Genomic DNA, 25,435 nt, shown 5'->3' with positions numbered 1-25,435 from the left:
GCCGTGCGCGTCCTGATCGTCGAGGACGAGCCGCGCATCGCCGCCGACATCCGGCAGGGGCTGGAGAGGGCCGGCTACGTCGCCGACGTGGTGGCGGACGGCGAGGCGGCGTGGTTCCGGGCCGAGACCGAGACGTACGACGCGATGGTGCTGGATCTCGGCCTGCCGCGGCTCGACGGGCTCGGCGTGCTGCGCCGCCTGCGCGCCGCGGAGGTCGCCCTGCCGGTCCTGATCCTCACCGCCCGCGACGGCTGGCGCGAGCGCGTCGAGGGCATCGACGCCGGCGCCGACGACTACCTCGCCAAGCCGTTCCGCATGGAGGAGCTGGTCGCGCGGCTCCGGGCGATCCTGCGGCGCACCGCCGGCCACGCCTCCCCGGTGCTGCGCACCGGCGCGGTGGAGCTCGACACCCGCACCCGCGCGGTCAGCGTCGACGGGCGGCCCACCGAGCTGACCGCCCTGGAGTACCGGCTCCTCGCCTTCCTGCTGCACCGGCCGGGGCAGGTGGTGCCGGCGGGCGAGCTGCTCGACCACCTCCACGGGGTCGGGACCGAGCGCGAGGCCAACGCCCTGGAGGCGCTCCTGACGCGCCTGCGCCGCAAGCTCGGGCCGGGGGTGATCGAGACCCGCCGCGGCCAGGGCTACCTGATCGCCGGACCGGGCGGATCGTGAGGCGCGACTCCCTCCGCCTGCGGCTCGGCCTCGCGGCGGCCGCGCTGATCGCGCTGGCGCTGGTGCTCGCCGGGATCGGCCTCACGGTGATCCTCGACCGGGTGCTCGACGCCCGCACCGTCGCGGATCTGGACCGGACCGCCAAGCTCATCGCCGGGCGGGTCGGCCTCGCGCCGGACGGGGCGCCGACGCTCTCGCGCGACCTGCCGGACCCGCGCTTCGCCACGCCCTACGGCGGCCTGTACTGGCAGGTGGAGGCGGGCTCGCACCTGCTGCGCTCGCGCTCCCTCTGGGACAGGAGCCTCGATCTCGGACACGCCGGGGCGGACGCGCGGGCCCCCGCCACCCTCGACACGACCGGGCCCGACGGCGGCCGGCTCATCGCGGTGGTGCGGCCGCTGCAGCTCGGCGCGCCGGGGGCCGAGACCGCGCTGCGCGTCGCGGTGGCGGAGGACCGGCGCGGGCTCGCGGCGAGCCGGACCACGTTCCTGCGCCTGCTGGTCCCGGCCCTGGTCGCCCTGTTCGTCGTCCTGACCCTGGCGATGGGCCTGTTCGTGCACCGGGCGCTCGGCCCGTTCCGGGTGCTGCAGGCGGAGCTCCTGGCGGTCCATGCCGGCCGGCGGGCGCGGCTGCCGGAGCAGTTCCCCGACGAGGTCCGGCCGCTGGTCACCGACCTCAACCGGCTGCTCGACGCGCAGGAGCGGGCCCTGATCCGCGCCCGCGACGCCGCCGCCGAGATGGCCCACGGCCTCAAGACCCCGCTGGCGGTGCTGGACGCCCTGGCGCGCCGGACCGGATCGGCCGACCCGGCGCTGGCGGCCGAGATCGCCGAGCAGGCGCGGGCGATGGGCGGTCAGGTGGAGCGGGCGCTGGCCCGGGCGCGGGTCGCGGCCGCGGGCGACCTGCGGCGGCGGTCCTGCCGGGTCGCCCCGGTGGCGGAGCGTCTCGTCGCGATCCTGCAGCGGCTGCCGGAGGGCGACTCCCTGGAATGGACAGTGGCGGTGTCCGAGACCCTCGCCTATCCGGGCGAGGAGGGCGAGCTGATGGAGGTGCTGGGCAACCTCCTCGACAATGCCCGCAAGTGGGCGCACCGGCGGGTCCGCGTCACCGGGACGGCCAGCGGCCGCCCGGGCCTCGCCGTCGAGGATGACGGCCCCGGCATGAGCGCCGCGGCCATCGCGGGGATCGGGCGCGGCCAGCGCTGGGACGAGAGCCGGCCGGGCACCGGCTTCGGCATCGCCATCGCCCGCGACGTCGCCGAGGCCGCGGGCGCCCAGCTCGATTTCGGCCGCTCGGAGCTGGGCGGCCTGCGGGCGGACCTGCGCTGGCCGGGCGGATAGGGGCACCGACGCCGCGGGCGGGCGCGACCTGCCCCCTCTCCCGGTCGGGAGAGGGCTGGGGTGAGGGACGAGAGCGCCCAGGATCGAGCACGTGATCGACGCGCCGACCGGGCGCGCCGCGTCCGGTCCGACCTGATCCCTCACCCTGTCCCTCTCCCGACGGATCTCGGGCCTGCCTGAGATCCGTCCTGAGAAGCCCGAGTCGGGCAAGCCCGACTCGGGTGGAGAGGGGACCCGCGCCCGGTCCCGGATGGTCAGCGCGTCCGCGGCTCGTCCGCAGCTCTTGCGGCCGCCCGGCTCAGCCGCATCAGCCGCGCGCTCAGGGCGCGGGCGCAGGCCGCGGTGCCGCGGCCCTCGGTGGCGATCGTCAGGTCCGGCCGCTCCGGCGCCTCGTAGGGCGCCGAGATGCCGGTGAAGCCCGGGATGCGGCCGGCGCGGGCCAGACGGTAGAGGCCCTTCGGATCCCGGGCCTCGCACAGGCCCAGCGGCGTGTCGACGAACACCTCCAGGAACGGGATGTCGCCGGCGATCCGGCGGGCCAGCGCCCGGTCGGCCCGGTAGGGCGAGATCAGCGAGACGATCACCACGGTCCCCGCCTCGGCCATCAGCCGCGCCACCTCGGCGGTGCGCCGGACGTTCTCGGCGCGGTCCTCCGGCGAGAAGGCGAGGTCGGCGTTCAGCCCGTGGCGCAGGTTGTCGCCGTCGAGGACCGCGCTGTGCCGGCCGCCCGCCACCAGGGTCCGGTCGGCCTCCGCCGCCAGCGTCGACTTCCCGGCCCCCGACAGGCCGGTCAGCCACGCGATCACCGGCACCTGGCCGAGGCGCGCCCAGCGCGCCTCCCGCGCCTGGAGGGGGTGCCAGGTCACGGGGCCCGGAGGGAGGCCGGCCGGGATCGCCTCTGGAATCGTCTGCGGGATCTTCTGCACGACGCACATATCCACCGCCTGGTCCAGCGCCTGGGGCAGCGTCCGCGGGGGCGGCCGCCGGTTCTCGGACATCGACACGGGCGCGCGGGCCCCTACGGCACGCGCCAGACCGGATAGCCGACGGCTTCGCCGAGGCGCTCCCGGCACTCCTCCAGGACGTGGGCCGTCCGCCGCCGCCACGCGGGCGGGGACCGGAAGGCGGCCCGCGCCGCCGCCGCCCGCACCAGCGCCTCGACCGCGGCCTCCGTCTCGGGCGCGACCGGCCCGGCAGCGAGCTCGTTCGGCGGCGCGGCGGGCGCGGCCGCGATCACCGCGTCCCAGCTCTGCCCCCAGCAGGCGGCGGCGAAGCGCGCGTTCCCGGCCGCGTAGCGCGCCGCGACGCGGGCCAGCCCCTCCGGGGCGTCGCCGCGGAACCGCTCCGCGTCGAGCCCCCGCGCCCAGGCCCAGTCGTCGAGGACGTGGCCGAGCAGCCGGCGATGCCCGGTCACCTGCCGGTGCACGCCGAGCCGGTACAGGCGGCGCGACGCCTCGACCGCGACCGGCCCGGAACTCCGGTTGGTGCGGTAGGCGAGGTCGGCCGGGCCGAGGAGCGGGGCGAGGCGCTCGCCCAGCCCGAGCCCGTCGACCAGCCGCGCCAGCAGCGGCGCGTCGGACCGCCGGTCGCGGTACGGCAGGGCGGTGACGCGCCCCGCGGCGGCGCGGCGCCAGGGCTCGAGCCGGTCCGCGTAGTCGTAGCGCCGGGACCCGCCCTCGGAGCGCAGGAAGCCGCGGAACGTGCGGCCCTCGGCGACGACCTGCGCCCGCAGGGCGTAGGCCGAGGCCAGCTGCTCGGCCTGCGGCTTGACCACGAGCGCCGCCTCCAGGGCGAAGCCGCGGCGCGCGAACAGGTCGGACAGGATCCCGGGCACGCGCCAGAGCGGGCGCTGGACGGAGAAGTCCTCGTAGGAGAGCAGGACCGTGTCGGCCGGCGTGGCGGCGAGGATCGCGTCGAGGCGCGCGAGGGCCTCGCGGCGCTCCGCGGCGCCGCGGCGCCGGTCCAGCGCCTGGCCGAGCCGGTAGTGGTTGACGTCGTCGCTCCCGGGGGCACCCGGCGGGGCGAGGTTCGGGTAGCAGATCCCGACCGAGACGAGGCGGGGGCGCAGGCGGGCCAGCACCTCCTGGAACGCGGTGGAGCCGGTTCGCGGCATCCCGATGTGAACGATCGCGCGGCGCACGTGTCCTGTCGACCCTGCTGGAATTCGCGGTTGCGGCAAGTCTTCCGCGCGGCCGGACACAGTCCACGACCCCTCGTGGACGCGCACGTCTCGGGAAAACGCCAGACGAATCCGTAATCACGGTCCGATCACGGGAACGCGACCAGAAATAGCCAAGCTCCGTTTCTGCTCTATTTCAGACGGATTCCGGAATCGCCGGGCCGGGGCGCGGCGGGCGCCGACCCTCGAGGCCCGGACAGCAGCGCGATGCGAGAGTCGCTCCCGATCGGGTTCGGACGGAGGCGATTGCCGAGCCCGTGCCGTCCGTGACGCGGGTCCCCTCTCCACCCAAGTCGGGCTTGCCCGACTTGGGCTCCTCAGGGCGGATCTCGGGCAGGCCCGAGATCCGTCGGGAGAGGTCTGCTCTCGCAGAGAGCCGGGTGAGGGATCAGGTCTGGCCGGACGAGGCGCGCCGTTCGGAAGCGTCCGGTCCCTCACCCCAACCCTCTCCCGCACGGGAGAGGGGGCTCGGTGTGACTGTCTCGACCCGGGTCGCCGTCCTTCCAGACCGTCGCGACGCGACCGGCAGCGGCGCTAGTGCCCGGCATCCTCGCGCCGGAGCAGGAACACGCCCTGCGCGCCGAACAGGTTCCAGACCCACCAGGGCATGGAGAACCGCATCGGCCGGCCGCGGGCGTCCAGCGCCGTGGCGTGCTCGATCCGGGCGCCGATCAGGCGGCACAGGCCGACGAAGTCGCGGATCGTGCAGTGGTGGATGTTGGGCGTCTCCCACCACGCGTCCGGCATGATCTCGGTGACCGGCATCCGCCCGCGGAGGGCCAGCTCGGAGCGCACGCGCCAGTGCCCGAAATTCGGGAACGAGATGATCACCTGCCGGCCGATGCGCAGCAGGTGCTCCAGCACCACCCGGGGGTTGCGGGTCGCCTGGATGGTCTGGGACAGGACCACCACGTCGAAGGCGCCGTCCGGGTAGTTGGCGAGGTCGGTGTCGGCGTCGCCCTGGATCACCGACAGGCCCCGGGCGAGGCAGGCGTTCACGCCCTCCCGGGACAGCTCGATCCCGCGCCCGTCGATGCCGCGGCGGTCGCGCAGCAGCGCCAGCAGCGAGCCGTCGCCGCAGCCGATGTCGAGGACCCGGGCGCCGGCCGGGACGAGGCCGAGCACGACGAGGTGGTCGACGCGGGCGCCGCTACCCTCGGCCGCGTGGGGGAGGGCGTCCGCGCTCTCCCAGGGGGCGCCGTGCCGGATCTTGCCCGAGGAGATCTTGCCCAAGGAGATCTTGGCCATGGGCAGCTTGCCGAAGGTCATCTTGCCGGACCCGCCGCTCGCCATCCGCGTCACAGCCCGCGCGCCCGGGCGGCGGCGTCGATGAAGCCGCGCGCCGCGGAGAACATCGCCGGCTCGTCGAGCAGGAAGGCGTCGTGGCCCTTGTCGCTCTCGACCTCCACGAAGGCCACCGGCGCCGCGGCGGCGTTGAGCGCGTGCACGATCGCCCGCGAGTCGCGGGTCGGGAACAGCCAGTCGGAGGTGAACGAGATCACGCAGAAGCGGGTCTTCGTGCCCCGGAAGGCGTTGGCGAGCACGCCGCCGTGGTCCTCGGCGAGGTCGAAATAGTCCATCGCCCGGGTCAGGTAGAGGTAGGCGTTGGCGTCGAACCGCTCGACGAAGCTCAGGCCCTGGTGGCGCAGGTAGCTCTCGATCTGGAAATCGGCGTTGAACGAGAAGGTCGGCGCCGTGCCGCCCTGGAAGCGCCGGCCGAACTTCCGGTGCAGGGCCGGCTCGGACAGGTAGGTGATGTGCGCGCCCATCCGGGCGACGCCGAGCCCCTTCGCGGGGCGCGTGCCGGCCTCGAGGTAGCGCCCGTCCGCCCAGGCGGGGTCGGCCATGATCGCCTGCCGGCCGACCTCGTGGAAGGCGATGTTCTGCGCCGAGTGGCGGGCGCCGGTGGCGATCGGCATCGCGGCGAAGACGCGCTCGGGATAGAGCGCCGCCCATTGCAGCACCTGCATGCCGCCCATCGAGCCGCCGATGCACAGGAACAGGTCCCGGATGCCGAGATGCTCCAGCAGCATCGCCTGGGCCCGGACCATGTCGCGGATCGTCACCAGCGGGAAGTTCAGCCCGTAGGGCCGCCCCGTCGCCGGGTCGATCGAGGCCGGGCCGGTGGAGCCCATGCACGAGCCGATGACGTTCGAGCAGACGACGAAGTAGCGGTCCGTGTCGATCGGCTTGCCGGGGCCGACCAGCGTCTCCCACCAGCCGGGCTTGCCGGTCACCGGATGGGTGTGGGCGAAGTACTGGTCGCCGGTCAGCGCGTGGCAGATCAGGACCGCGTTCGAGCGCGCGGCGTTGAGCGTGCCGGCGGTCTGGTAGGCGATCTGGAAGGGCGCGAGCTCGACGCCCGCGTCGGTGAGCAGCGGCGTGTCGGCGGCGAAGCGCGCCACCGGGCTCCTCGGGTCGAGCGCCTGCGAGCGCTCGGACGCGCGCCGTGCCGGCTCGTCGATCGGGTCCGGCCTCAGGGCCGTGTCCGTTTGGGTGTCCATGGCGGGTCTTGACGACCGTGTATCGGTTCGGATCCGAACCGGGAGAGCACGGGATCGCCTGACGCGCCGCACTCGCCCGACGCGGCCAGCCCCGCCGAGGTAATGCGCGGGGCGTCGAGCGTCAACGCGGGCGGGCCGGTCGGTCAGGCCCGGTCGGGTCGCTCACGCGATCGGGGCGGCCATCACGGCGAGGCCCAGGGCGGGCAGGCCGAGCGCGAGGGCGGCCCGGGCATCCAGACGGTCCGCGCGGACGCCCGACCGCCAGTGCCGGCTCGCCGCGCTCTCGATCAGCATGCCGGCGAGCACGAGACCGCAGCCGATCAGGGCCTGCATCGAAACCATGGAACCCTCGCCCAGCCAGCCGCGCCTCCGGGCGCAGGCCCGGACGCCGCTGGGAAAGTCCGTCCGGTGTCCGACGGTTCCTCAGAGCATGGCGGCCGCGCAGGCCGCGAAGACCAGGGCGGCGCCGGCGGCCGTGATGCAGCCGTTGGCCCACGGAGCCGCCTCGACACGGCGCAGGCGGCAATCCGCGGCGACCGACACGAGGATCCCGATCAGGAAGAGGCTGCAGGGGATCAGGTCACCGGGCATCGTCGATCCATCCAGGGGCTGCGGGGCGGGGCACGCCCGACGCGCCCCTGTTCTCCCGGTTCAACAGGCCGAAACGTGGCGAGTGCCCCGCGGCATTTGCGCGTCGCCGATTTGCCGCGGCGCCCCGGATGGACCGAGCCGGTCAGGGCCTGGCGGTCAGGGCTTGGCCGAGGCGGGCCGGGTATCGAAATCCTCCGGGCCCAGATCGAGGAGGTCGTTGGGGGTCTCGGTCCGGTCGTAGGCCTGGCTCGCCGCGGCCTCGATCACCGCCTGATTGCGGGCGAACAGCTCCAGGGGGGCAGAGTCGGCGCCGCCGCCGAACTGCTGGCGCAGCACGGGAACCGGGACCTCGACCGCGATCACCCGCTGGCCGTTGGTCATGGCGAAGCGGATCAGCGAGTCGTCGGCGGGGAGGATGTGGGCGCCGCCGTCCAGGTAGCGTTCGAGGGGCATGCGGGGATCCTTCGTGTTGGGCGCCTGTCGGCGGAGCGCCGGCATACAGCCACGACTCCGTGCACGCGGACAAGTCGCCCTGGCCGGGTCGGCACCTCCGGGCGCGGCCCCGGGTTCACCGGCAGAGGAAATGCTGTAGACGGACGCGGAACCGAACGAACCCCGCGCATCCCGAGTCGCACCGCAATGTCCGCCCCCCGACCCGCCCGTCCGGAACCGCGTCCCGGCGTCCTGGCGATCGACACCTACGTGCCCGGCAAGAGCGGGCGGCCCGGCGGCGGCAAGGTCTACAAGCTGTCCTCCAACGAGACGCCCCTCGGCCCGAGCCCCGCGGCGCTGGCCGCGCTCCACGCGGCGACCGCCAAGCTCGAGACCTACCCGGACGGGCGCGCCACCGCGCTGCGCACCGCCATCGCCCGGCGCTACGGGCTCGATCCCGAGCGGATCGTCTGCGGCGCGGGCTCGGACGAGCTGCTGTCGCTGCTGGCCTACGCGTATGGCGGGCCGGGCACCGAGGGGATCTACTCGGAGCACGGATTCCTCGTCTACCGGATCGCCATCCTGGCCTCGGGCGGCGAGCCCGTGGTCGCGCCCGAGCGCGACCTCACCGTCGACGTCGACGCGATCCTGGCCCGGGTCACCGACCGGACCCGGATCGTCTACGTCACGAACCCCAACAACCCGACCGGCACCTACCTGCCCTTCGACGAGATCCGCCGGCTCCACGCCGGCCTGCCGCCGCACGTGCTGCTGGTGATCGACGGCGCCTACGCCGAGTACGTCCGGGCGAACGACTACTCGGCCGGGCTCGAGCTGGCCCTTGAGGCCGAGAACGTCGTGATGACCCGCACCTTCTCGAAGATCCACGGCCTCGCCGCCGTGCGGATCGGCTGGATGGTCGCGCCGGCGCACGTGGCGGACGCGGTCAACCGGATCCGGGGGCCGTTCAACGTCTCGGGCCCGGCGATCGCCGCGGGCTCGGCCGCCATCGCCGACGAGGCCCACATGGCGGCCGCCGCGGCCCACAACGCCGAGTGGCTGCCGAGGCTCACCGAGGGCGCCCGCGCGCTCGGCCTGGAGGTCACGCCGAGCGTCGCGAACTTCCTGCTGATCCACTTCCCGGACGCGCCGGGCCGCTCGGCGGGGGACGCGGACGCGTTCCTGACCGAGCGCGGCCTCATCACCCGGCGGGTCACGGCCTACGGCCTGCCGAACGCCCTGCGGGTGACGGTGGCCGGCGCCGAGGCCAACACGGCGTTCCTGGCGGCGCTGGGCGACTTCGTGCGGGGCCAGCATGGCTGAGCCGCTGAAGGCCGGGACGCCCGCCGTCGGCCGCCTCACCATCGTCGGCCTCGGGCTGATCGGCTCCTCGATCGCCCGGGCGGCGCGCCGCTACGGCCTCGCCCGCACGATCGTGGCCGTCGACCGCGACGAGGCCGTGCGCGCCCGGGTGCGCGACCTCGGCATCGCCGACGTCGTCACGGCCGACCCGGCGGAGGGGGCCGCCGACACCGACCTCGTCATCCTGTGCGTGCCGGTGGGCGCCATCGGGGCGGCGGCGGCCGAGATGGCGCCGCACCTCAAGCCCGGCGCGATCGTGTCGGATGTCGGCTCGGTGAAGGGCGCCGTGGTGGCGGCGGTCCGGCCGCACCTGCCCGAGGGCGTCGCGCTGGTTCCCGGGCACCCGATCGCCGGGACCGAGTTCTCGGGGCCGGACGCGGGCTTCGCGACCCTGTTCCAGGGCCGCTGGTGCATCCTGACCCCGCCCGAGGGCACCGACCCGGCGGCGATCGAGACCGTTCGCGCCCTGTGGGCGGGGATGGGCGCCGATGTCGAGACGATGAGCGCCGAGCACCACGACCACGTGCTCGCCATCACCAGCCACCTGCCGCACCTGATCGCCTACAACATCGTGGGCACCGCGGCCGACCTCGAGGCGGCGACGCAGTCCGAGGTGATCAAGTTCTCGGCGAGCGGGTTCCGCGACTTCACCCGCATCGCGGCGTCGGACCCGACCATGTGGCGGGACATCTTCCTCAACAACCGCGAGGCGGTGCTGGAGATGCTCGGCCGGTTCAACGAGGACCTGTCGGCGCTCGCCAAGGCGGTGCGCTGGGGCGACGGCGACGCGCTCCACGCGATGTTCACCCGCACCCGGGCGATCCGGCGCAGCATCGTGGCGCAGGGCCAGGAGACCGCGGCCCCGGATTTCGGCCGGCCGCGGCCGCCGGAGGAGTAGGGAAGGCTGGACGGCTCGCGCCGATCGCACCGTCGTCCTCGCGAGCGGAGCGAAGCAATCCAGTTGGCGCCACGCTCAAAGGCTGTCGCGCTGCCCGGGTCGCTTCGCTGCGCGCGCGATGACGGCGCGGGCCCTCACGCCGGCGGGCGATTCACCAGAACCGGCTGCGCGGCCGTGCGCTCCGGGAACAGGCTGCGCAGCGCCTCCAGCTTCGGCGCGTCGTTGGCGGCGATGTACGGGTGGCCGGGGTGCAGGGCCATGAAGTCCTGGTGGTAGCCTTCCGCCGGGTAGAACGCGGCGCCCGGCTCGATCCGGGTGGCGACCGGCCGCGCGTAGGCCTGGGCCGCGTCGAGCTGGGCGATGTAGGCCCGCGCCACCCGCGCCTGGTCGGAATCCTGCGGGAACAGGGCCGAGCGGTACTGGCGCCCGGCATCGGGTCCCTGGCGGTCCACCTGGGTCGGGTCGAGGGCGACCGAGAAGAAGATCCGCAGGAGCTCGTCGTAGCGGATGACCGAAGGGTCGTAGGTGACCGACACGGCCTCGGCATGGCCGGTCCCGCCGCCGCTCACGGTGCGGTAATCGGCCTCCGCGCGGGTGCCGCCGGCGTAGCCCGACACCGCGCCGCTCACCCCGCGCACGTGCTGGAACACCCCCTGCACGCCCCAGAAGCAGCCGCCGGCGAAGACGGCCACGCGCGGCCCCGGCGGCTCGGCGGAGCGGGTCGCGGCCTCCGGCAGGCGCCGGGGCGCCTCCTCGGCGAAGGCCGGGAGCCGGGGCAGCAGGACGGCCCCCGCGAGGCCGAGCCCGAGGGCTGCCCCGAGGAGCGGGCGGGCGAGGGGGCGGGCGAGGGAGTGGGAGAGGGTGCGTACCGTGTCGCGCAGTGCCATGCTGACCTCCTTGACGGCCTCCTGGCGGATGCTGACAGCCTGTTCGCCCCGGCACCCGATCCGGTTACGCGCGCGGCAGGCCGCATTGCGGTGACGGCCGCATGGGTCTAGGCACCCCGCAAATCATCGCTTCGCCCGCAGGATCCGTCCCGTGACCATCGCGCCCGAGCCCAACTCCTTCCGCACCGGCCCCGACGAGCGCGGCCGCTTCGGCATCTTCGGCGGCCGCTTCGTCGCCGAGACGCTGATGCCGCTGATCCTCGAGCTGGAGGCGGCCTACGAGACGGCCAAGCAGGACCCGACCTTCAAGGCCGAGATGGAGAGCTACGGCACCCACTATATCGGCCGGCCGAGCCCGCTCTACTACGCCGAGCGCCTCACCGAGCACCTGCGCGCCAAGGCGCCGGCCGGGCAGGGCGCCAAGGTCTATTTCAAACGCGAGGAGCTGAACCATACCGGCTCCCACAAGGTGAACAACGTGCTGGGCCAGATCCTGCTGGCCCGCCGCATGGGCAAGCCGCGGATCATCGCCGAGACCGGGGCCGGCCAGCACGGCGTCGCCACCGCGACGCTCTGCGCGCGCTTCGGCCTCAAGTGCGTCGTCTACATGGGCGCGGTCGACGTCGCCCGGCAGGCGCCCAACGTCTTCCGCATGAAGATGCTCGGCGCCGAGGTGATCCCGGTGGAATCCGGCACCAAGACCCTCAAGGACGCCATGAACGAGGCGCTGCGCGACTGGGTCACCAACGTCGCCGACACGTTCTACTGCATCGGCACGGTGGCGGGCCCGCACCCGTACCCGGCCATGGTGCGCGACTTCCAGTCGGTGATCGGCCGCGAGACCCGCGAGCAGATGATCGCCCAGGAGGGCCGGCTCCCGGACTCCCTCGTCGCCTGCATCGGCGGCGGCTCGAACGCCATGGGCCTGTTCCACCCGTTCCTGGACGACCGCGAGGTCGAGATCTTCGGCGTCGAGGCCGCGGGCCACGGCGTCCAGTCGGGCCTGCACGCGGCCTCGCTCACCGGCGGCAAGCCGGGCGTGCTGCACGGCAACCGCACCTACCTGCTGATGGACGGGGACGGCCAGATCGCCGACGCCCACTCGATCTCGGCGGGTCTCGACTACCCGGGCATCGGCCCCGAGCACGCGTGGCTCCACGAGATGGGCCGGGTCACCTACCTGTCGGCGACCGATTCCGAGACGCTGGAGGCGTTCAAGCTCTGCTCGATGCTGGAGGGGATCATCCCCGCCCTGGAGCCGGCCCACGCCCTGTCCAAGGTCCTGGACCTCGCGCCCCAGCGCCCGGCCGAGCACCTCATGGTGATGAACCTGTCGGGCCGCGGCGACAAGGACATCCCGCAGGTGGCCGAGATCTTCGGCACGAAGATCTGAGGGCGCACGGCCCCGGTCCTCTGCCCGCCGCTCGGCCCGCGCGCGGACCGCCGGCTTCGGCGGGTCTCGATGTCGGTGAGCGGGCCGTCGCTGCCCCTGCAGAGCAGCGGCACGCCGTGGGCCCGGGCGTGGGCGGAGCCGTCGCCGACGTTCAGGCCGGCCGGGTGCCGGCCCTCGCCCTAGCGGTCGCGGGCGTCCAGCGCGGCCGCGGCCGCTCACCGCACGGTCACCGCACGGTCACCTGATCCTTGATCTTCTCGTAGACCGACCGGCTGAGCACCCGCTTCGACAGCAGCTGCTCCACCGACGTGTACGGGCGCTTGGCGACGATCGCCCGGCCGATGGCGCCGCCGCCGCGCAGGCGGTTGAGATCCGCCACCGAGGCGGTGTTGAGATCGACGACGGCCAGGGCCCGGGGACCGGCGCTGTCCTCCGCCCGCTCGACCTCGGCCTGTCCGGCCGCCTCCTGGGCCGGCGGCTCGGGCTGCGCCTCCCGCGGGAGCGGCTCGGCGGGGAAGGCCGTCGCGTCGGAGGGCATCTGCGTCGGCCCGGCCGGCGCCGGGGCGCCGCCCGGCGGGGCGGGGGCGGGCTCGACCGCGGCGGGCGGGGCGGTCGAAGCGGCTGGCGCGCGCGGGGGCGCCGGAGCCGGTGCCGGCGCCGGCTCGACGCGCCGGACCGTCGCCGAGGGCTGGGGAGCCGCCGGTGTTTCCGGAGCGGACGCCGGCGGAGTCGCCGGTCCGGGTGAGGGGCTCGGCAGCAGGACCTGCACCACCGCCGCGAGGATGCCGGCAATGATGAGGAGGACCGAAACTCTGAGAATTGCAGGACCGCTGAGCACGCACCACTCGACGAGAATTAAAACTATATGCATCTACAGTTAATGCTGCCCTTGCGCGTCGTCCAATCCACGCCCGAAACCCGGCGGGTCATCCCCAGGGGATGAGCGGTCCCGCGCCGCGGCCGGGGGCGGGCCCGCGTCGGCGACCCGGCGAGCGACTCGGCGGGCGACTCGGCGATCGCCTGGGCGTGCGCGTCGGCGCCCTGCGCTACCTGCCGACCCTGTTCCGGGAGATCGCCGCGGCGAGCCCCGGCCTGCTGGCGGCGAGCCTGTCGCTGCGCCTCGTGGCGGCCTGCCTGCCGGTCCTGACCCTCTACCTCGCCAAGCTGATCCTCGACGGGATCGTGGCCGAGCACGCCCGGCCGGCGCCGGAGGCGGGGCTCGCGGCGTGGCTCGCCGATCCCGGCCGGGCGCGGCTCGCCGGCCTCGTCGCCGCCGAGCTCGGCCTCGCCCTGCTCTCGGACCTGACCGGCCGGCTCACGAGCCTGGTCGAGACCCTGATCGGCGACCTCTACGCCAACGCGGCCTCCCTGCGGCTGATGGCGCACGCCGCCGACCTCGACCTCGCGCAGTTCGAGGACAGCGCCCAGCAGGACCGGCTGGAGCGGGCCCGCCGGCAGGTCAGCGGCCGCACCGGCCTCATCGGCACGGTGTTCGGCCAGCTGCAAGGCCTCCTGACCCTCGCGACCCTGGCGGTCGGTGTCGCGGCCTTCACGCCCTGGCTCGTGGTGCTGATCGCCGCCGCCCTGGTCCCGGCGGTCCTCAACGAGTGGCACTTCACCAAGGCCGGCTACCGCCTCGCCTGGGTCCGCAGCCCCGAGCGGCGGCGGATCGACTACCTGCGCTACCTCGGCGCCAGCGTCGAGACCGCCAAGGAGATCAAGCTCTTCGGCCTCGCGGGCTACCTCACCGGGCTCTACGCCGCGGTGGCGGGGCGGCTGCTGGCCGAGAACCGCAACCTCGCGGTCGCCCGGGCCGGCTGGGGCTTCGCCTTCGCGAGCCTCGGGACGCTCGCCTACTACGCCGCCTACGCGGTGATCGTCTGGCGGACGGTGGCGGGCGCCTTCTCGGTGGGCGACCTCGCCTTCCTGGCCGGCGCGTTCCAGCGGCTGCGCGGCGGCCTGGAGGGGCTGCTCCTCGGGCTGACCCAGATCACCGGCCAGGCGCAGTACCTCGAGGATTTCTACGCCTTCTTCGCGATCCGGCCGCAGATTCGCTCGCCCGCGCGGCCCGCGCCGGTGCCGAGCCCGATCCGCGCGGGGCTGGTCTTCGAGGGGGTCGGCTACCGCTACCCGGGCACGGAGGCCTGGGCGCTGCGCCACCTCTCCTTCGCCGTCCGGGCCGGGGAGACGGTGGCGCTGGTCGGCGGCAACGGCGCCGGCAAGACCACGATCGTCAAGTTGATGACCCGGCTGTACGACCCGCACGAGGGCCGCGTGCTCCTCGACGGCGTGCCGCTGCCCGCCTACGACCTCGACGACCTGCGGGCGCGGATCGGGGCGATCTTCCAGGACTTCGTCCGCTTCGACCTCACCGCCGGGGAGAACGTCGCGGTCGGCCGGATCGAGGCCGCCGACGACGCGGCCCGCATCACCGCCGCGGCGGCCCGGGGGCTCGCGGCCCCGGTGATCGAGCGCCTGCCCGGGGGCTACGCCCAGCCGCTGGGCAAGCGCTTCGCCGGCGGCCTCGACCTGTCCGGGGGCGAGTGGCAGAAGGTCGCGCTGTCCCGGGCCTACATGCGCGAGGCCGAGATCCTGATCCTGGACGAGCCGACCGCTTCCCTCGACGCCCGGGCCGAGCACGACGTCTTCGCGCGGTTCCGGGAATTGTCGGCCGGGCGGACAGCGGTGCTGATCTCGCACCGCTTCTCCACCGTGCGCATGGCCGACCGCATCCTCGTCCTGGAGGGCGGCCGCGTCCTGGAGGAGGGCAGCCACGCCGCCCTCATGGCGCGGGGCGGCCGCTACGCCGAGCTGTTCGCCCTCCAGGCCGAGGGCTACCGGTAGGCGCGCCCCCGACCGCCCGAGGCCGGGAACGGCGCGCGGCCGGCGCCTCGCCGGCGCATCGCCGGGGCGGCCCAAGCATTGCCCGATTCCCTCAGCCTGCTATCTGCGGCGGACCGAACCGGGGTTGTCCATGCGCCTGCGCCTCTTCCCACTGCTGACGGCCGGCCTTCTCGTCTGCGCCGGGCCCGCCCGCGCGGCCCCGCCCGCCGGGCCCGAACCGGAGGCCAAGCCGCCGGCGCCCGAGATCGTGCTCGCCAACCACCGCGCGGTCTACGACCTGTCGCTGGCCGAGGGCGGCGGCACCCGCTCGGTGGAGAGCGCCCGCGGGCGCATCGTCATCGACTTCCGGGGCGACGCCTGCCGCGGCTACACGATGCAGACCCGCCAAGTGACGGAGCTGTCCTCCGGCGAGACCGGCGCGCGCCTGTCCGACATGCGCAGCACCACCTTCGAGGGCGGGCAGGGGCGCGAGTTCCGGTTCAAGACCACGACGCTCACCAACAACAAGCCCGCCGCCCCCGTGGACGGGACCGCCTCCGAGCAGGGCGACGCCCTGACGGTGAAGCTGAGGGGCGGCCCGAAGCCGTTCACCGTGGAGGGGCCGGTTCTGTTCCCGAGCGAGCACATGCGCCGCCTGATCGAGGCGGCGCGGGCCGGCCAGTCGACCCTCGCGGTCAAGGTCTTCGACGGCTCCGACGACGGCAAAAAGGTCTACGACACCTTCGCGGTGATCGGCCACGCCGCGACCGGACCGGCCCCGGCCTCCGACTCGACCCGCGACAAGCCCCTGCGCGACGGGTCGCTGGCCACGATGCCGCACTGGCCGGTCCGCCTCAGCTACTACACCGAGGGCGCCGGGGAGCGGACGCCGATCTACACCCTCGGCTTCGACCTGTACGAGAACGGCGTCAGCGGCGCGCTCAAGCTCGATTACGGCGACTTCGCCATCCTGGGCGACATGACCGCCCTCGACATCGACGCCAAGGCCGGGCGGCCCGACCGGGAGGCGGGGAAGGGCTGCACGCCCTGAGGGCGCCCGCCCGCCCAGGTCCCGGCCCGCTCACGCCCACTCGTCGTCCGGCCGCGGCGACAGCCTCTGCCAGGCCGCGGCGATCCGCTCCGGCTTGATGCCGAGGCCGTTCGCGCAGGCAACGAGCACGTTCTCGTCGCCCATCACGTGGTCGAGGACGCCCACCAGGAAGGCGGGCTCCCGGGCGCTCGCGCGGAGCGTGTCGGGGCTCAGGCCGCTCGCCGCCAGGAAGGGCAGGAGACGGTCGTCGTCCCCAGCGATCCACAACAGAACGTCCAGGGCGAGCCGTTCGGCCGACTCATCCCCTTGAAGAGGTTTGCCATTCATCAACATGTGAACGCTACAAAGGTGACGGAGGGGCTTCACGGCCCGCTAATCATGATCGGCGCGCACCGGGACAACGGATCATGAAGAAGACGGTGCTGATCGTCGAGGACAACGAGTTGAACATGAAGCTGTTCAACGATCTCCTGGAGGCGAACGGCTACGCCACGCTCAAGACCGCCCACGGCATCGAGGCGATCGAGCTGGCGCGCGCCCATCATCCCGACCTGATCCTCATGGACATCCAGCTCCCCGAGGTCTCCGGCCTCGAGGTGACGAAATGGCTCAAGGAGGACGACGACCTCAAGAGCATTCCGGTGATCGCCATCACGGCCTTCGCCATGAAGGGCGACGAGGAGCGGATCCGCGAGGGCGGCTGCGAGGCCTACCTGTCGAAGCCGATCTCGGTCGCGAAGTTTTTGGCAACGGTTCGGGCCTATCTTGAACCGCGTTGACGCCGGCGAGGCGTGCCGTTGAACCGCTCCCCCGGCCGCGCCGGGCCGGGTGACCGGTTCAACCGTTCGTCCCGTCGTGTCCGTCCCGGCCCCGGGGGCCGCCCGGCGGCGCGCACCCACGGCACACGGCGCCCGGTCCGGGCCGCTCATCCGCGCCCTCACGAGGAAGCATGTCGGCCCGTGTCCTGATCGTCGACGATCTGTTCCCGAATGTCAGGCTTCTCGAGACGAAGCTCGGCCTGGAATATTTCGACACGCTCGCGGCCATGAACGGCCGCGACGCGATCGCGATCTGCGAGAAGGGCCTCTGCGACCTCGTCCTGCTCGACGTGATGATGCCCGGCATGGACGGGTTCGAGGTCTGCCGGCACCTCAAGAACAACCCGCTCACGGCCCACATCCCGGTGGTGATGGTCACGGCCCTCGACCAGCCCGCGGACCGCCTGCGCGGCCTCGATGCCGGGGCCGACGATTTCCTGACCAAGCCGGTGGACGACACCGCCCTGTTCACGCGGGTGCGCAGCCTCGTGCGGCTCAAGGCCGTGACGGACGAGTTGCGCCAGCGCGCGCTCGCCTCCCGCGAGTTCGGCATCGGCGATCCCCTGGCGCTCGCCACCGCCGAGACCGGCCTCGACGCCCGGATCCTGCTGATCGAGGACCGGCCCGGATCGGCCGAGCGCCTCGCCGGGGCCCTGCGCCAGCACCACGTCGTCGCGGTCGAGCCCGACCCGCAGGAGGCCCTGCGCCGCGCCGCCGAGGAGGCCTTCGACCTCGCCCTGGTGAGCCTCGACCTGACCGACTTCGACGGCCTGCGCCTGTGCAGCCAGCTCCGGTCCCTCGACCGGACCCGCGCGATGCCGCTGATCATGCTCGCCGAGGAGTACGACCGCGCCCGGGTGGTCCGCGGCCTCGACTTCGGCGTGCACGACTTCCTGATGCGGCCGGTCGACCGCAACGAGCTGATGGCCCGGGTCCGCACCCAGGTGAAGCGCAAGCGCTTCACCGACGCCCTCCGGGGGGCGATGCAGGCCTCCCTGCAGATGGCCGTGACCGACGCGCTCACCGGCCTGCACAACCGGCGCTACCTCGACAACCATCTCGGCACGCTGTTCGGCGACGAGGCCGCCCGCCGGGCGAACCTCGCCGCGCTGATCCTCGACATCGACCACTTCAAGGGGATCAACGACAGCCTCGGCCACGAGGCCGGCGACGAGGTGCTGCGCGGCTTCGCCGAGCGCGTCCGCCAGCACACCCGGCCCATCGACATCGTGGCGCGCTACGGCGGCGAGGAGGTGGTGGTGATCCTGCCGGAGGCGGGCCTCGTCGAGGCGCAGGGCATCGCCGAGCGCATCCGCGAGCGCGTCGAGGCCCTGCCGTTCACCGTGCAGCGGGCGACCCGGACCGTGTCGGTGACGGTCTCGATCGGCGTCGCCGTGCGCCGCGGCGAGGATCTCGGCCCCGCCGACATGCTCCGGCGCGCCGACCTCGCCCTCTACCGGGCCAAGGCGGCCGGGCGGAACCGGGTCGAGTCGCAGGCGGCCTGACGGCCCCGCCCTCGGCGCCGGCCCGAGGCGGTGGATCCGCCCCCGCGCGCCCGCGTCAAAACGCGCGCGCCCCCGCGCGGATGAAAACCCCAGGGTCCGCGTGTTATCGGACGCGGCCGGCACGCCGGCGCAGCGATGCAGGGGATCGGACGAGCCACATGGACATGCAGGTGCCGGCACATTCCGGCCGCGACGCGAGCGTGCTGAACCACCGCCGCCTGTGCAAGATCGCCTCCTCGCCGCACGCCTATGTCCGCGGCAGCACGGCGCGGTTCTACGACCTGCTCGGCGGGATGCCGGCCGGCACCCTGCCCGAGGGGCCGCCGGTCTGGATCTGCGGCGACGCGCATCTCGGCAATCTCGGCGCGCTCGCCGGCCCGGACGGCGGGATCGACATCCAGATCCGCGACCTCGACCAGACCGTGGTGGCGAACCCGGCCTTCGACCTCGTCCGGCTCGCGCTCTCCCTGGTCACCGCGGCGCTCAACGCGACCCTGCCGGGCATCGTCACCGCCCGGATGATGGACGCCATGGCGGACGGCTACGCCGACGGGATCGCCGATCCCGAGGGGGCCGAGCGGGGCGTCGACCCGTCCGAGATCGTCGTCACGACGAAGCGGCGGGCGCTCGGCCGGCGCTGGCGCCACCTCTCGCGCGAGCGCCTGAAGGGCAAGGCCGCCCGGCTCCCGCGGGGCAGCCGGTTCTTCGACCTCGACGCCGACGAGCAGGAATCGCTGGCGGCGCTGATCCGCGCCCCGGAGATCCGCCGCCTCGTCCTGGCGCTCGGCAGCGCGGCCGACGACGCCGAGATCCGGCTGCTCGACGCCGCCTACTGGATCAAGGGCTGCAGCTCCCTCGGGCGCCTGCGCTACGCCGCCCTCGTGGAGGTCCTGGGCGGCGACCGTCCGAACCTCGCCCTCCTCGACGTCAAGGAGGCGGTGCCGCACCTCGCGCCGGCCGCCGCCGGGATCGCGGTGCCGTCGGACCACGCCGAACGCGTCGTCGCGGGGGCGCGGGCGCTGTCGCCCAACCTCGGCGACCGGATGGTCGCCGGCCATGTCGGTGGCCATGTCGGTGGCCATGTCGGTGGCCATGTCGGTGGCCATGTCGGCGGCCATGTCGGCGGCCATGTCGGCGGCCATGTCGAGGGCCGTGCCAGTGGCCACGTCGGCGGCCAGGTCGGCGGCCAGGTCGGCGGCACGCCCGTCACGGTCCGCGAGCTGCTGCCGCAGGATCTCAAGATCGACGCCGAGCAGTTCTCCCGCGGCGAGGCGGTCCGCGTCTCCCGGCACCTCGCCGCCATCCTGGGCCGGGCCCACGGCCGCCAGATGGGCGAGGCAGACCGCCGGGCCTGGATCGACGCCGTGCGGGCGCCGGGGCCGGGCCCCGACGCCCCCGGCTGGCTCTGGTCCGTGGTCACCGACCTGATGGGCGCGCACCAGCGCGGCTACCTGGAGCATTGCCGCCGGATCGCCCGGGAGGAGCTGGACGCGGCCTGACGCGGCCTGACGCGGCCCGGCCCGGCCCGGGCCCCGACCGGACCGGACGCGGGGCGCTTCCGCCACGACGCCGGTTGACACCATCCCCGCCATCGCCAACACCTCGCGCCCGCCGCCTCTCGCGCGGCGGACCCCGGGAAGACCTGTGATACGATGGCGGTGACGCGCACCTACCTCGACTTCGAGAAGCCGGTGGCCGAGCTGGAGGCCAAGCTCGAGGAGCTGCGCGCCGTGAGCGCGCGGGACGGCGCGGTCTCGATCGCCGAGGAGGTCGGCCGGCTCGAGGCCAAGGCCGGCCAGGCGCTCGCCGAGATCTACGCGAATCTGACCCCCTGGCAGAAGACCCAGGTGGCCCGCCACCCGCAGCGGCCGCACTTCGTGGACTATCGCGACGGGCTCATCACCGAGTTCACCCCGCTGGCCGGCGACCGCAGCTTCGGCGAGGACGAGGCGATCCTGGGCGGGTTCGGCCGGTTCCGCGGCCGGCCGGTGCTGGTGCTCGGCCAGGAGAAGGGCGCCACCACCGAGGCGCGGCTGCGCCACAATTTCGGGATGGCCCGGCCCGAGGGCTACCGCAAGGCGGTCCGGCTCATGGAGACCGCCGACCGGTTCGGCCTGCCGGTGCTCGCCTTCGTGGACACCGCCGGCGCCTATCCGGGCATCGAGGCGGAGGAGCGCGGCCAGGCCGAGGCCATCGCGCGCTCCACCGAGGCCTGCCTCGCGCTGGGCGTGCCCAACGTCGCCGTGGTGATCGGGGAGGGCGGCTCGGGCGGCGCGATCGCGCTCGCCACCGCCAACCGGGTGCTCATGCTGGAGCACGCGATCTACGGGGTGATCTCGCCGGAGGGCGCCGCCTCGATCCTGTGGCGCGACCAGGGCCGCGCCTCCGACGCCGCCACCGCCATGAAGATCACCGCCCAGGACCTGCTGCGGCTGGGCGTCATCGACGGGATCATCCCGGAGGCCACCGGCGGGGCGCACCGCGACCGCGAGGCGGCGATCCGGGCCGCCGGCGACGCCGTCGCCGACGCCCTCGGCCAGTTCGACGGCCTCTCGCCCGTCGAGGTCCGCGACCGGCGCGCGGAGAAGTTCCTGGCGATCGGCCGGACCCTGTGACCGAGCCCGGGGCGACGGGGGGCCTGCTCGGCGCGCTCGGCCGGCTGCTGGGCCGGCGCGACGCGCGGGAGCCGGGCCGGCACAACCACGTCTCCCTCGGCTGCAATTGCCAGATGGCGCACGTCCTCAAGACGCTCGACCTGCGCCAGTGGTCCGGCCCCCTCGACTGGATCTTCTCCATGCCCGGCATGGCCCGGGACTGCCTCGCCGACGACTTCGCCGCGCTCGTCGACCGGGGCCAGCTGGAGAGCATCCCGGAGGCCGAGCGGCGCGGCCCCGGCATCTGGCGGGGGCGCCACCGCCTCTACCGGGAGCGGCACGGCCTCGAGTGCGTGTTCAACCACCACGACCCGGCGACGAGCGAGGCGGACTACGCCTTCCTCACCGAGGGCGTGCGCCGGCTGCGCCGGGCCCTCGACACGCCGGGCACCGACAACCGCCTCTGGATGATGACCCATCTGCACACGCCCCGGGACGTGGTCGAGGCGATCGACGACCTGCTCGGGCGGCGCGCCAGCCGCAACCACCTGACCTTCGTGCAGCTGGAGACCGGGCACCCGCGCATGGCGGTGGTCGAGGCGGTCGACCTCCGGCCCACCCTGCGCTGGCTCACCGTGCACACGCCCTCGGAGCCGGTCGGCCTGCGGCTCGCCGACCCGGCCGACGACGCGGCGCTGGTGGCGATCGTCCGCGCCGAGGCGGCGCGGCGGCCGGTCCTGTTCGCCTGAGCGGGCGGGCCGGGAGGCCTCGTCGAGCCTCCGCCGCGGCGCGCTGTGGATAGCGCGCATCCGCCGGCTCTCCACACCGGAGAACAATCCAGTGTTGCAGCCGGGTCCTTGCGGTAAGGAAGGCGCAAGCTTAACGAGCCTATTGGGTTGGGGAGTGGCACCCGACGCGGCCAGCAAGGCCCGCGGGCGCGCGTAAGACGATCGAGGTTCCCCATGACGGCGCGTCTCGCGACCGCGCGACTGCTGGCGGCGGCGTCCCTGCTGGCCCTGTCGCTCGCCGCCTGCCAGGACGGTTCCGGGATCAACGGCCCGAGCGCGCGCAGCCTCGCGCCGATCGCCCCCCAGACCGTCGCGTTGATGCAGTCCAAGGGGATGCAGCCCTCCGACCCGATCCTGATCCGCACCTTCAAGAAGGAGGCGGAGATGGAGATCTGGAAGCGGGGGAACGACGGCCGCTACGCCCTCCTGAAGACCTACCCGATCTGCCGCTGGTCCGGCCAGCTCGGCCCCAAGACCCGCGAGGGCGACCGGCAGGCGCCCGAGGGCTTCTACACGATCACCCCGGGCCTGATGAACCCGAACTCCTCGTACTACCTCTCGTTCGACACGGGCTTCCCGAACGCCGTCGACCGGGCCAACGGGCGCACCGGCAAGTACCTGATGGTGCACGGCACCTGCTCGTCGGCGGGCTGCTTCGCCATGACCGATGCCACCATCGCGGAGATCTACGCCGTCGCCCGCGACGCGTTCATCGGCGGCCAGCGCAGCTTCCAGTTCCAGTCGTACCCGTTCCGGATGACGGCCGAGAACATGGCCAAGTTCCGCAACGACCCGAACATCGCCTTCTGGCAGAACCTCAAGGAGGGGTCCGACTATTTCGAGGCCCTGCACGAGGAGCCGAAGGTCGGCCAGTGCGGGACCAAGTACGTGTTCGGCGGCGCCGACGCGGCCGCCGGCTCGTGCAAGCCGCGGGTCGACCCGCTGGTCGCCGAGAAGAGCGCGCGCGACACGCACGCGGTCGCCGACCTCGTCGCCAAGGGCACGCCGGCGGTGCGGGTCGTCTACCAGGACGGCGGCCAGAACCCGGTCTTCCGCCCGCAGAACGCCAGCGCCTTCGCGAGCCTCGGCGGGACCGAGACGGTCCTGCCCTACGACGCCAAGGAGTACGGCCGGCACAATCTCGGCGACGTGAGCCGGCCCGAGACCCTGGCGGCGGGTCCGCAGGAGATCGAGCTCGCGCCGAAGGGCCAGCCCACGATGCTGGCCGGCGCCGAGCCGGCGGCCGCGACCCGCGCCGCGAAGGCCGGCGGCAAGGGGCACGGGCGCGAGCCCGCCCCGGCCACGCCCACGACGCTCATGGCGAACCGGGCCGATCCCGGCGCGCAGGTCGAGACCACGGCGGCCCTGCCCGACAAGCCCGCGCGGATCGCCGTCGCGGACGCGGACGGCGATCCGAGCAGCTACCAGAAGCTGTTCGGCCAGCTCTTCGCCAAGGACAAGCCGGCCCCGGCGGCGCCTCCGACCCCTTCGGTCGACGCCGCGGTCATGCCCGCGGCAGCGCCGGAGCCGGCGAAGGTCGCCCACGCGGCCGAGACGGTCGCGCCGAAGGCCGCCAGGGTCCACGCGGTGAAGACCGCGAAGGCGGAGTCGAAGGGCGACGCGAAGGCGGAGAGGCCCGCCCTCCGGAAGGGCGAGCCCGAGGGCCGGAAGCCCTGACGGCTCAGACCAGCGGCCGGTCGCGGTTCATCAGCCACAGGGCGTGGACCGTGCCGGGCAGCCAGCCGAGGATCCACAGCAGGATGTTCAGCAGGAACTGCAGGCCGAAGCCCGTGGTGACGAGCACGGCGATCGGCGGGAAGAAGATCGCGAGCAGGATGCGGACGAGGCTGGACACGGGGACTCCGGGCGCGAGGTAGGCACGTCCCGGCTCCAACGAAACACGGTTTTATCCGTTCCGCTCGGTCCGGCCGCGACAACCCCGGCATGCCGGGGCCGCGCGGCGGCGCCTCAGTTCTTCGCCGGCGGCGTGGTGGCGGAGGGGACGTTGGCGGCCTGCTTCTCCGGGTGCTTCACCTGGCTGTAGGCGACGTTGGCGAAGGTGCCGATCACCGCGGGCCAGCTCGGCTTGCCGTATTGCGGGTCGTCGCGGCCGACCTTGCAGAAGGCCGTGGTCAGGCCGTTGACGATGTCGTCGTCGGTGACGCCGGTCGGCTCCGCCTTCACCTGCTGGACCAGCCGGACGAGGGTCGGGACGAAGTCCTGCTGCTTCAGACCGGTCAGGCTCGCCTGGATGCCGATCTTGTCGAAGGCGGCCTTGAGCTTGTCCTGCTCGATCTCCGCGCAGGGCGCCGTGCCGGCCAGCATCGTCCGGGTGGCGGCGCGCGCCTCCGAGGCCTTGTCGCCGGTCACCGGCGGCGCCTTGTTGCCCCAGGAATTGCGGATGTAGTCGGTGACGTTCTTCACCTCGACGTCGGTCATCTGCTGGCCGATCGCCACCATCGGGGCCAGCCCGCTCTGGGCGGCGAGCCCGCCGTAGATCACCCGCAGCACCGTCTCGGGCCCCTCGGACTGGACCGAGGTGTTGCCGGCGAGCGCCGGGACCGCACCCTCGATGCCCTTGCCGTCGGGCTGGTGGCAGGAGGAGCAGTAGGTCAGGTAGGTGGAGGCGCCGGGCGCGTCCGGCGTGTCGAAGGCCGCGAGGTCCTTCGGCTTGTAGGTCTGCTTGGCCGGCACGGTGCGCAGGTACGCGACCATGGCCTTCAGGTCCTCCTCCTTCACCTTGGAGAGGGATTCCATGATGGTCTGGCGCATCGGCCCGGCGGCGACGCCCGGCCGGTCGCCCGGGGCGGTGCCGGTCTTGAGGTAGGTCACCACCTGCTCGTCGGTCCAGGCGCCGATGCCCTGGTGGCCGTCCGGGGTGATGTTGGGGGCGTACCAGCCGTCGATCACGCCGCCGCCGAACCGGCCCGCGAAGCTCGAGTTGCCGACGAGCTTGTTCTCGTTGTGGCACATGGCGCAGTGGCCGAGCCCCTCCACCAGGTAGGCGCCGCGGTTCACCTCGGCGCTGGCGTTCGGGTCGGGCTTGAAGCGCTCGTCGGTGAAGAAGGCCGTCCGCCACGTCACCAGCGCCGTGCGGACGCTGAACGGGAATGGGATCTGGCTCTCCTGGCGCTTCTCGTTCACGGCCGGGACCGACTGGAGGTAGGCCCAGATCGCCTTGGTGTCGTCGTCGGTGACCTTGGTGAACCAGCCGAACGGGAAGGCCGGGTAGAGGTAGCCGACATTCTTGCTGTAGCCGTGCCGGAACGCCTGGTCGAAGTCGGCGTAGCTCCAGTTGCCGAGGCCGGTCTCCTTGTCGGGGGTGAGGTTGGGGGTCATGATCACGCCGAAGGGCATGTTCAGCGCGTAGTTGCCGGCGAGGTACTTGCCGCCCGGCGCCGTGTGGCAGGCCGCGCAGTCGCCCATGGTCACGAGATACTTGCCGCGCTCGATCTGGTCGGCCGACCCGTCCTGCGCCAGCGCCGGCGCGGCCAGGAGCAGGCCCGCGAGGAACGGGGCGGCCCGCATCGGGGCCGCGCGCATCGGGACCGTCACGCGGCCGGAGGAGAGGGCTCTCGTGCGCTGCATGCCGCGTCTC

25 protein-coding genes are annotated in these 25,435 nt (G+C 73.7%); 13 read left to right on the top strand and 12 right to left on the bottom strand.

The annotated features are described in order from the left end of the window. Nucleotides 1-3 precede the first annotated feature (3 nt). Nucleotides 4-672 carry a response regulator transcription factor gene (locus LOK46_RS09885; protein ID WP_273563605.1) on the top strand — a complete coding sequence of 223 codons (669 nt, stop codon included), beginning with the start codon at nucleotides 4-6 and terminating at the stop codon, nucleotides 670-672. Next, nucleotides 669-2,012 (top strand): sensor histidine kinase, encoded by a 1,344-nt coding sequence (locus LOK46_RS09880; RefSeq protein ID WP_273563604.1) that lies wholly within the window; start codon nucleotides 669-671, stop codon nucleotides 2,010-2,012. The genes LOK46_RS09885 and LOK46_RS09880 overlap by 4 nt, the downstream gene beginning before the upstream one ends. 254 nt (nucleotides 2,013-2,266) lie before the next feature. Here the strand turns inward: LOK46_RS09880 and cysC are convergent, their stop codons facing one another. The 7 genes from cysC to LOK46_RS09845 all read right to left on the bottom strand — a co-directional run bounded on the left by cysC (nucleotide 2,267) and on the right by LOK46_RS09845 (nucleotide 7,739). Further along, nucleotides 2,267-2,947: an adenylyl-sulfate kinase gene (cysC, locus tag LOK46_RS09875; RefSeq protein WP_273564574.1), complete on the bottom strand. Its 681-nt coding sequence runs from the start codon at nucleotides 2,945-2,947 to the stop codon at nucleotides 2,267-2,269. Nucleotides 2,948-3,030: 83 nt separating this feature from the next. Next, nucleotides 3,031-4,152, bottom strand: coding sequence for a hypothetical protein (locus LOK46_RS09870; protein WP_273563603.1), 1,122 nt, complete (start codon nucleotides 4,150-4,152; stop codon nucleotides 3,031-3,033). A 573-nt stretch (nucleotides 4,153-4,725) separates the two neighbouring features. Continuing rightward, nucleotides 4,726-5,439, bottom strand: a complete 714-nt coding sequence (gene metW / locus LOK46_RS09865) for a methionine biosynthesis protein MetW (protein WP_273564573.1) — start codon at nucleotides 5,437-5,439, stop codon at nucleotides 4,726-4,728. 50 nt (nucleotides 5,440-5,489) lie between these two features. Next, nucleotides 5,490-6,695, bottom strand: coding sequence for a homoserine O-acetyltransferase MetX (gene metX, locus LOK46_RS09860; RefSeq protein WP_020095220.1), 1,206 nt, complete (start codon nucleotides 6,693-6,695; stop codon nucleotides 5,490-5,492). Between the two features lie 162 nt (nucleotides 6,696-6,857). Beyond that, a complete protein-coding gene (locus LOK46_RS09855; RefSeq protein ID WP_273563602.1) occupies nucleotides 6,858-7,037 on the bottom strand; it encodes a hypothetical protein in 180 nt (59 codons plus the stop codon). A gap of 81 nt (nucleotides 7,038-7,118) precedes the next feature. Next, a complete protein-coding gene (locus LOK46_RS09850) occupies nucleotides 7,119-7,286 on the bottom strand; it encodes a hypothetical protein (RefSeq protein ID WP_175543907.1) in 168 nt (55 codons plus the stop codon). Nucleotides 7,287-7,442: 156 nt separating this feature from the next. Then, nucleotides 7,443-7,739, bottom strand: a complete 297-nt coding sequence (locus LOK46_RS09845) for a hypothetical protein (RefSeq protein WP_273563601.1) — start codon at nucleotides 7,737-7,739, stop codon at nucleotides 7,443-7,445. Nucleotides 7,740-7,925: 186 nt separating this feature from the next. Here LOK46_RS09845 and LOK46_RS09840 point away from each other — a divergent pair, with 186 nt between their 5' ends. After that, nucleotides 7,926-9,041, top strand: coding sequence for a pyridoxal phosphate-dependent aminotransferase (locus tag LOK46_RS09840; RefSeq protein ID WP_273563600.1), 1,116 nt, complete (start codon nucleotides 7,926-7,928; stop codon nucleotides 9,039-9,041). Next, nucleotides 9,034-9,978 (top strand): prephenate/arogenate dehydrogenase family protein, encoded by a 945-nt coding sequence (locus tag LOK46_RS09835; RefSeq protein WP_273563599.1) that lies wholly within the window; start codon nucleotides 9,034-9,036, stop codon nucleotides 9,976-9,978. The genes LOK46_RS09840 and LOK46_RS09835 overlap by 8 nt, the downstream gene beginning before the upstream one ends. Nucleotides 9,979-10,112: 134 nt before the next feature. On the opposite strand, the gene msrA is transcribed toward LOK46_RS09835, so the two are convergent. Further along, nucleotides 10,113-10,865 carry a peptide-methionine (S)-S-oxide reductase MsrA gene (gene msrA / locus LOK46_RS09830; protein WP_273563598.1) on the bottom strand — a complete coding sequence of 251 codons (753 nt, stop codon included), beginning with the start codon at nucleotides 10,863-10,865 and terminating at the stop codon, nucleotides 10,113-10,115. Between the two features lie 151 nt (nucleotides 10,866-11,016). On the opposite strand from msrA, the gene trpB reads away from it, so the two are divergent. Beyond that, nucleotides 11,017-12,258 carry a tryptophan synthase subunit beta gene (gene trpB / locus LOK46_RS09825; RefSeq protein WP_273563597.1) on the top strand — a complete coding sequence of 414 codons (1,242 nt, stop codon included), beginning with the start codon at nucleotides 11,017-11,019 and terminating at the stop codon, nucleotides 12,256-12,258. A 226-nt stretch (nucleotides 12,259-12,484) separates the two neighbouring features. On the opposite strand, the gene LOK46_RS32845 is transcribed toward trpB, so the two are convergent. Next, a complete protein-coding gene (locus LOK46_RS32845; protein ID WP_337251968.1) occupies nucleotides 12,485-12,796 on the bottom strand; it encodes a helix-hairpin-helix domain-containing protein in 312 nt (103 codons plus the stop codon). Nucleotides 12,797-13,197: 401 nt separating this feature from the next. Between LOK46_RS32845 and LOK46_RS09815 the strand changes: the two genes are divergently transcribed. Continuing rightward, the gene (locus LOK46_RS09815) at nucleotides 13,198-15,102 is read left to right on the top strand and encodes an ABC transporter ATP-binding protein (RefSeq protein WP_273563595.1); all 1,905 of its coding nucleotides are present in this window, start codon (nucleotides 13,198-13,200) and stop codon (nucleotides 15,100-15,102) included. A gap of 130 nt (nucleotides 15,103-15,232) precedes the next feature. Then, entirely contained in the window at nucleotides 15,233-16,132 is a 900-nt protein-coding gene (locus LOK46_RS09810) for a cell envelope integrity EipB family protein (protein ID WP_273563594.1), read from the top strand. Between the two features lie 30 nt (nucleotides 16,133-16,162). On the opposite strand, the gene LOK46_RS09805 is transcribed toward LOK46_RS09810, so the two are convergent. After that, on the bottom strand, nucleotides 16,163-16,399 hold the full coding sequence (locus tag LOK46_RS09805; RefSeq protein ID WP_234741816.1) for a DUF3572 domain-containing protein: 237 nt from the start codon (nucleotides 16,397-16,399) through the stop codon (nucleotides 16,163-16,165). Between the two features lie 140 nt (nucleotides 16,400-16,539). Here LOK46_RS09805 and LOK46_RS09800 point away from each other — a divergent pair, with 140 nt between their 5' ends. From LOK46_RS09800 to LOK46_RS09775, 6 genes are all read left to right on the top strand, one after another. Further along, nucleotides 16,540-16,911, top strand: coding sequence for a response regulator (locus LOK46_RS09800; protein WP_007560977.1), 372 nt, complete (start codon nucleotides 16,540-16,542; stop codon nucleotides 16,909-16,911). Nucleotides 16,912-17,081: 170 nt separating this feature from the next. After that, complete coding sequence (locus LOK46_RS09795) at nucleotides 17,082-18,455, top strand: PleD family two-component system response regulator (RefSeq protein WP_273563593.1); 1,374 nt, start codon at nucleotides 17,082-17,084, stop codon at nucleotides 18,453-18,455. A gap of 158 nt (nucleotides 18,456-18,613) precedes the next feature. Further along, entirely contained in the window at nucleotides 18,614-19,954 is a 1,341-nt protein-coding gene (locus tag LOK46_RS09790) for a DUF2252 family protein (RefSeq protein WP_273563592.1), read from the top strand. A gap of 153 nt (nucleotides 19,955-20,107) precedes the next feature. Beyond that, complete coding sequence (locus LOK46_RS09785) at nucleotides 20,108-21,070, top strand: acetyl-CoA carboxylase carboxyltransferase subunit alpha (protein ID WP_273563591.1); 963 nt, start codon at nucleotides 20,108-20,110, stop codon at nucleotides 21,068-21,070. Then, nucleotides 21,067-21,798 (top strand): DUF1796 family putative cysteine peptidase, encoded by a 732-nt coding sequence (locus LOK46_RS09780; RefSeq protein ID WP_273563590.1) that lies wholly within the window; start codon nucleotides 21,067-21,069, stop codon nucleotides 21,796-21,798. The genes LOK46_RS09785 and LOK46_RS09780 overlap by 4 nt, the downstream gene beginning before the upstream one ends. Before the next feature lie 213 nt (nucleotides 21,799-22,011). After that, a complete protein-coding gene (locus LOK46_RS09775) occupies nucleotides 22,012-23,514 on the top strand; it encodes a L,D-transpeptidase family protein (protein WP_273563589.1) in 1,503 nt (500 codons plus the stop codon). Nucleotides 23,515-23,518: 4 nt separating this feature from the next. On the opposite strand, the gene LOK46_RS09770 is transcribed toward LOK46_RS09775, so the two are convergent. Both LOK46_RS09770 and LOK46_RS09765 read right to left on the bottom strand, forming a co-directional pair. Continuing rightward, nucleotides 23,519-23,692 carry a YqaE/Pmp3 family membrane protein gene (locus LOK46_RS09770; RefSeq protein WP_012318839.1) on the bottom strand — a complete coding sequence of 58 codons (174 nt, stop codon included), beginning with the start codon at nucleotides 23,690-23,692 and terminating at the stop codon, nucleotides 23,519-23,521. A 113-nt stretch (nucleotides 23,693-23,805) separates the two neighbouring features. Continuing rightward, nucleotides 23,806-25,425: a c-type cytochrome gene (locus LOK46_RS09765; protein ID WP_273563588.1), complete on the bottom strand. Its 1,620-nt coding sequence runs from the start codon at nucleotides 25,423-25,425 to the stop codon at nucleotides 23,806-23,808. Nucleotides 25,426-25,435 lie beyond the last annotated feature (10 nt).

Source organism: Methylobacterium sp. NMS14P (assembly GCF_028583545.1).
GTDB lineage: Bacteria > Pseudomonadota > Alphaproteobacteria > Rhizobiales > Beijerinckiaceae > Methylobacterium.
The sequence above is the reverse complement of the archived record's forward strand: the minus strand, read 5'-3'. Positions and strand labels throughout refer to the sequence as shown.

Excerpts from the sequence above, each read along its gene's own strand:
- LOK46_RS09765 (WP_273563588.1), bottom strand. The coding sequence starts at position 25,425 with ATGCAGCGCACGAGAGCCCTCTCCTCCGGCCGCGTGACGGTCCCGATG.
- LOK46_RS09795 (WP_273563593.1), top strand. The coding sequence starts at position 17,082 with ATGTCGGCCCGTGTCCTGATCGTCGACGATCTGTTCCCGAATGTCAGG.
- LOK46_RS09815 (WP_273563595.1), top strand. The coding sequence starts at position 13,198 with ATGAGCGGTCCCGCGCCGCGGCCGGGGGCGGGCCCGCGTCGGCGACCC.
- metX (WP_020095220.1), bottom strand. The coding sequence starts at position 6,695 with ATGGACACCCAAACGGACACGGCCCTGAGGCCGGACCCGATCGACGAG.
- metW (WP_273564573.1), bottom strand. The coding sequence starts at position 5,439 with ATGGCCAAGATCTCCTTGGGCAAGATCTCCTCGGGCAAGATCCGGCAC.
- LOK46_RS09810 (WP_273563594.1), top strand. The coding sequence starts at position 15,233 with ATGCGCCTGCGCCTCTTCCCACTGCTGACGGCCGGCCTTCTCGTCTGC.
- LOK46_RS09775 (WP_273563589.1), top strand. The coding sequence starts at position 22,012 with ATGACGGCGCGTCTCGCGACCGCGCGACTGCTGGCGGCGGCGTCCCTG.
- LOK46_RS32845 (WP_337251968.1), bottom strand. The coding sequence starts at position 12,796 with ATGCCCTCCGACGCGACGGCCTTCCCCGCCGAGCCGCTCCCGCGGGAG.
- LOK46_RS09790 (WP_273563592.1), top strand. The coding sequence starts at position 18,614 with ATGGACATGCAGGTGCCGGCACATTCCGGCCGCGACGCGAGCGTGCTG.
- LOK46_RS09800 (WP_007560977.1), top strand. The coding sequence starts at position 16,540 with ATGAAGAAGACGGTGCTGATCGTCGAGGACAACGAGTTGAACATGAAG.
- cysC (WP_273564574.1), bottom strand. The coding sequence starts at position 2,947 with ATGTGCGTCGTGCAGAAGATCCCGCAGACGATTCCAGAGGCGATCCCG.
- LOK46_RS09840 (WP_273563600.1), top strand. The coding sequence starts at position 7,926 with ATGTCCGCCCCCCGACCCGCCCGTCCGGAACCGCGTCCCGGCGTCCTG.
- LOK46_RS09845 (WP_273563601.1), bottom strand. The coding sequence starts at position 7,739 with ATGCCCCTCGAACGCTACCTGGACGGCGGCGCCCACATCCTCCCCGCC.
- LOK46_RS09850 (WP_175543907.1), bottom strand. The coding sequence starts at position 7,286 with ATGCCCGGTGACCTGATCCCCTGCAGCCTCTTCCTGATCGGGATCCTC.
- LOK46_RS09855 (WP_273563602.1), bottom strand. The coding sequence starts at position 7,037 with ATGGTTTCGATGCAGGCCCTGATCGGCTGCGGTCTCGTGCTCGCCGGC.
- LOK46_RS09835 (WP_273563599.1), top strand. The coding sequence starts at position 9,034 with ATGGCTGAGCCGCTGAAGGCCGGGACGCCCGCCGTCGGCCGCCTCACC.
- msrA (WP_273563598.1), bottom strand. The coding sequence starts at position 10,865 with ATGGCACTGCGCGACACGGTACGCACCCTCTCCCACTCCCTCGCCCGC.
- LOK46_RS09785 (WP_273563591.1), top strand. The coding sequence starts at position 20,108 with ATGGCGGTGACGCGCACCTACCTCGACTTCGAGAAGCCGGTGGCCGAG.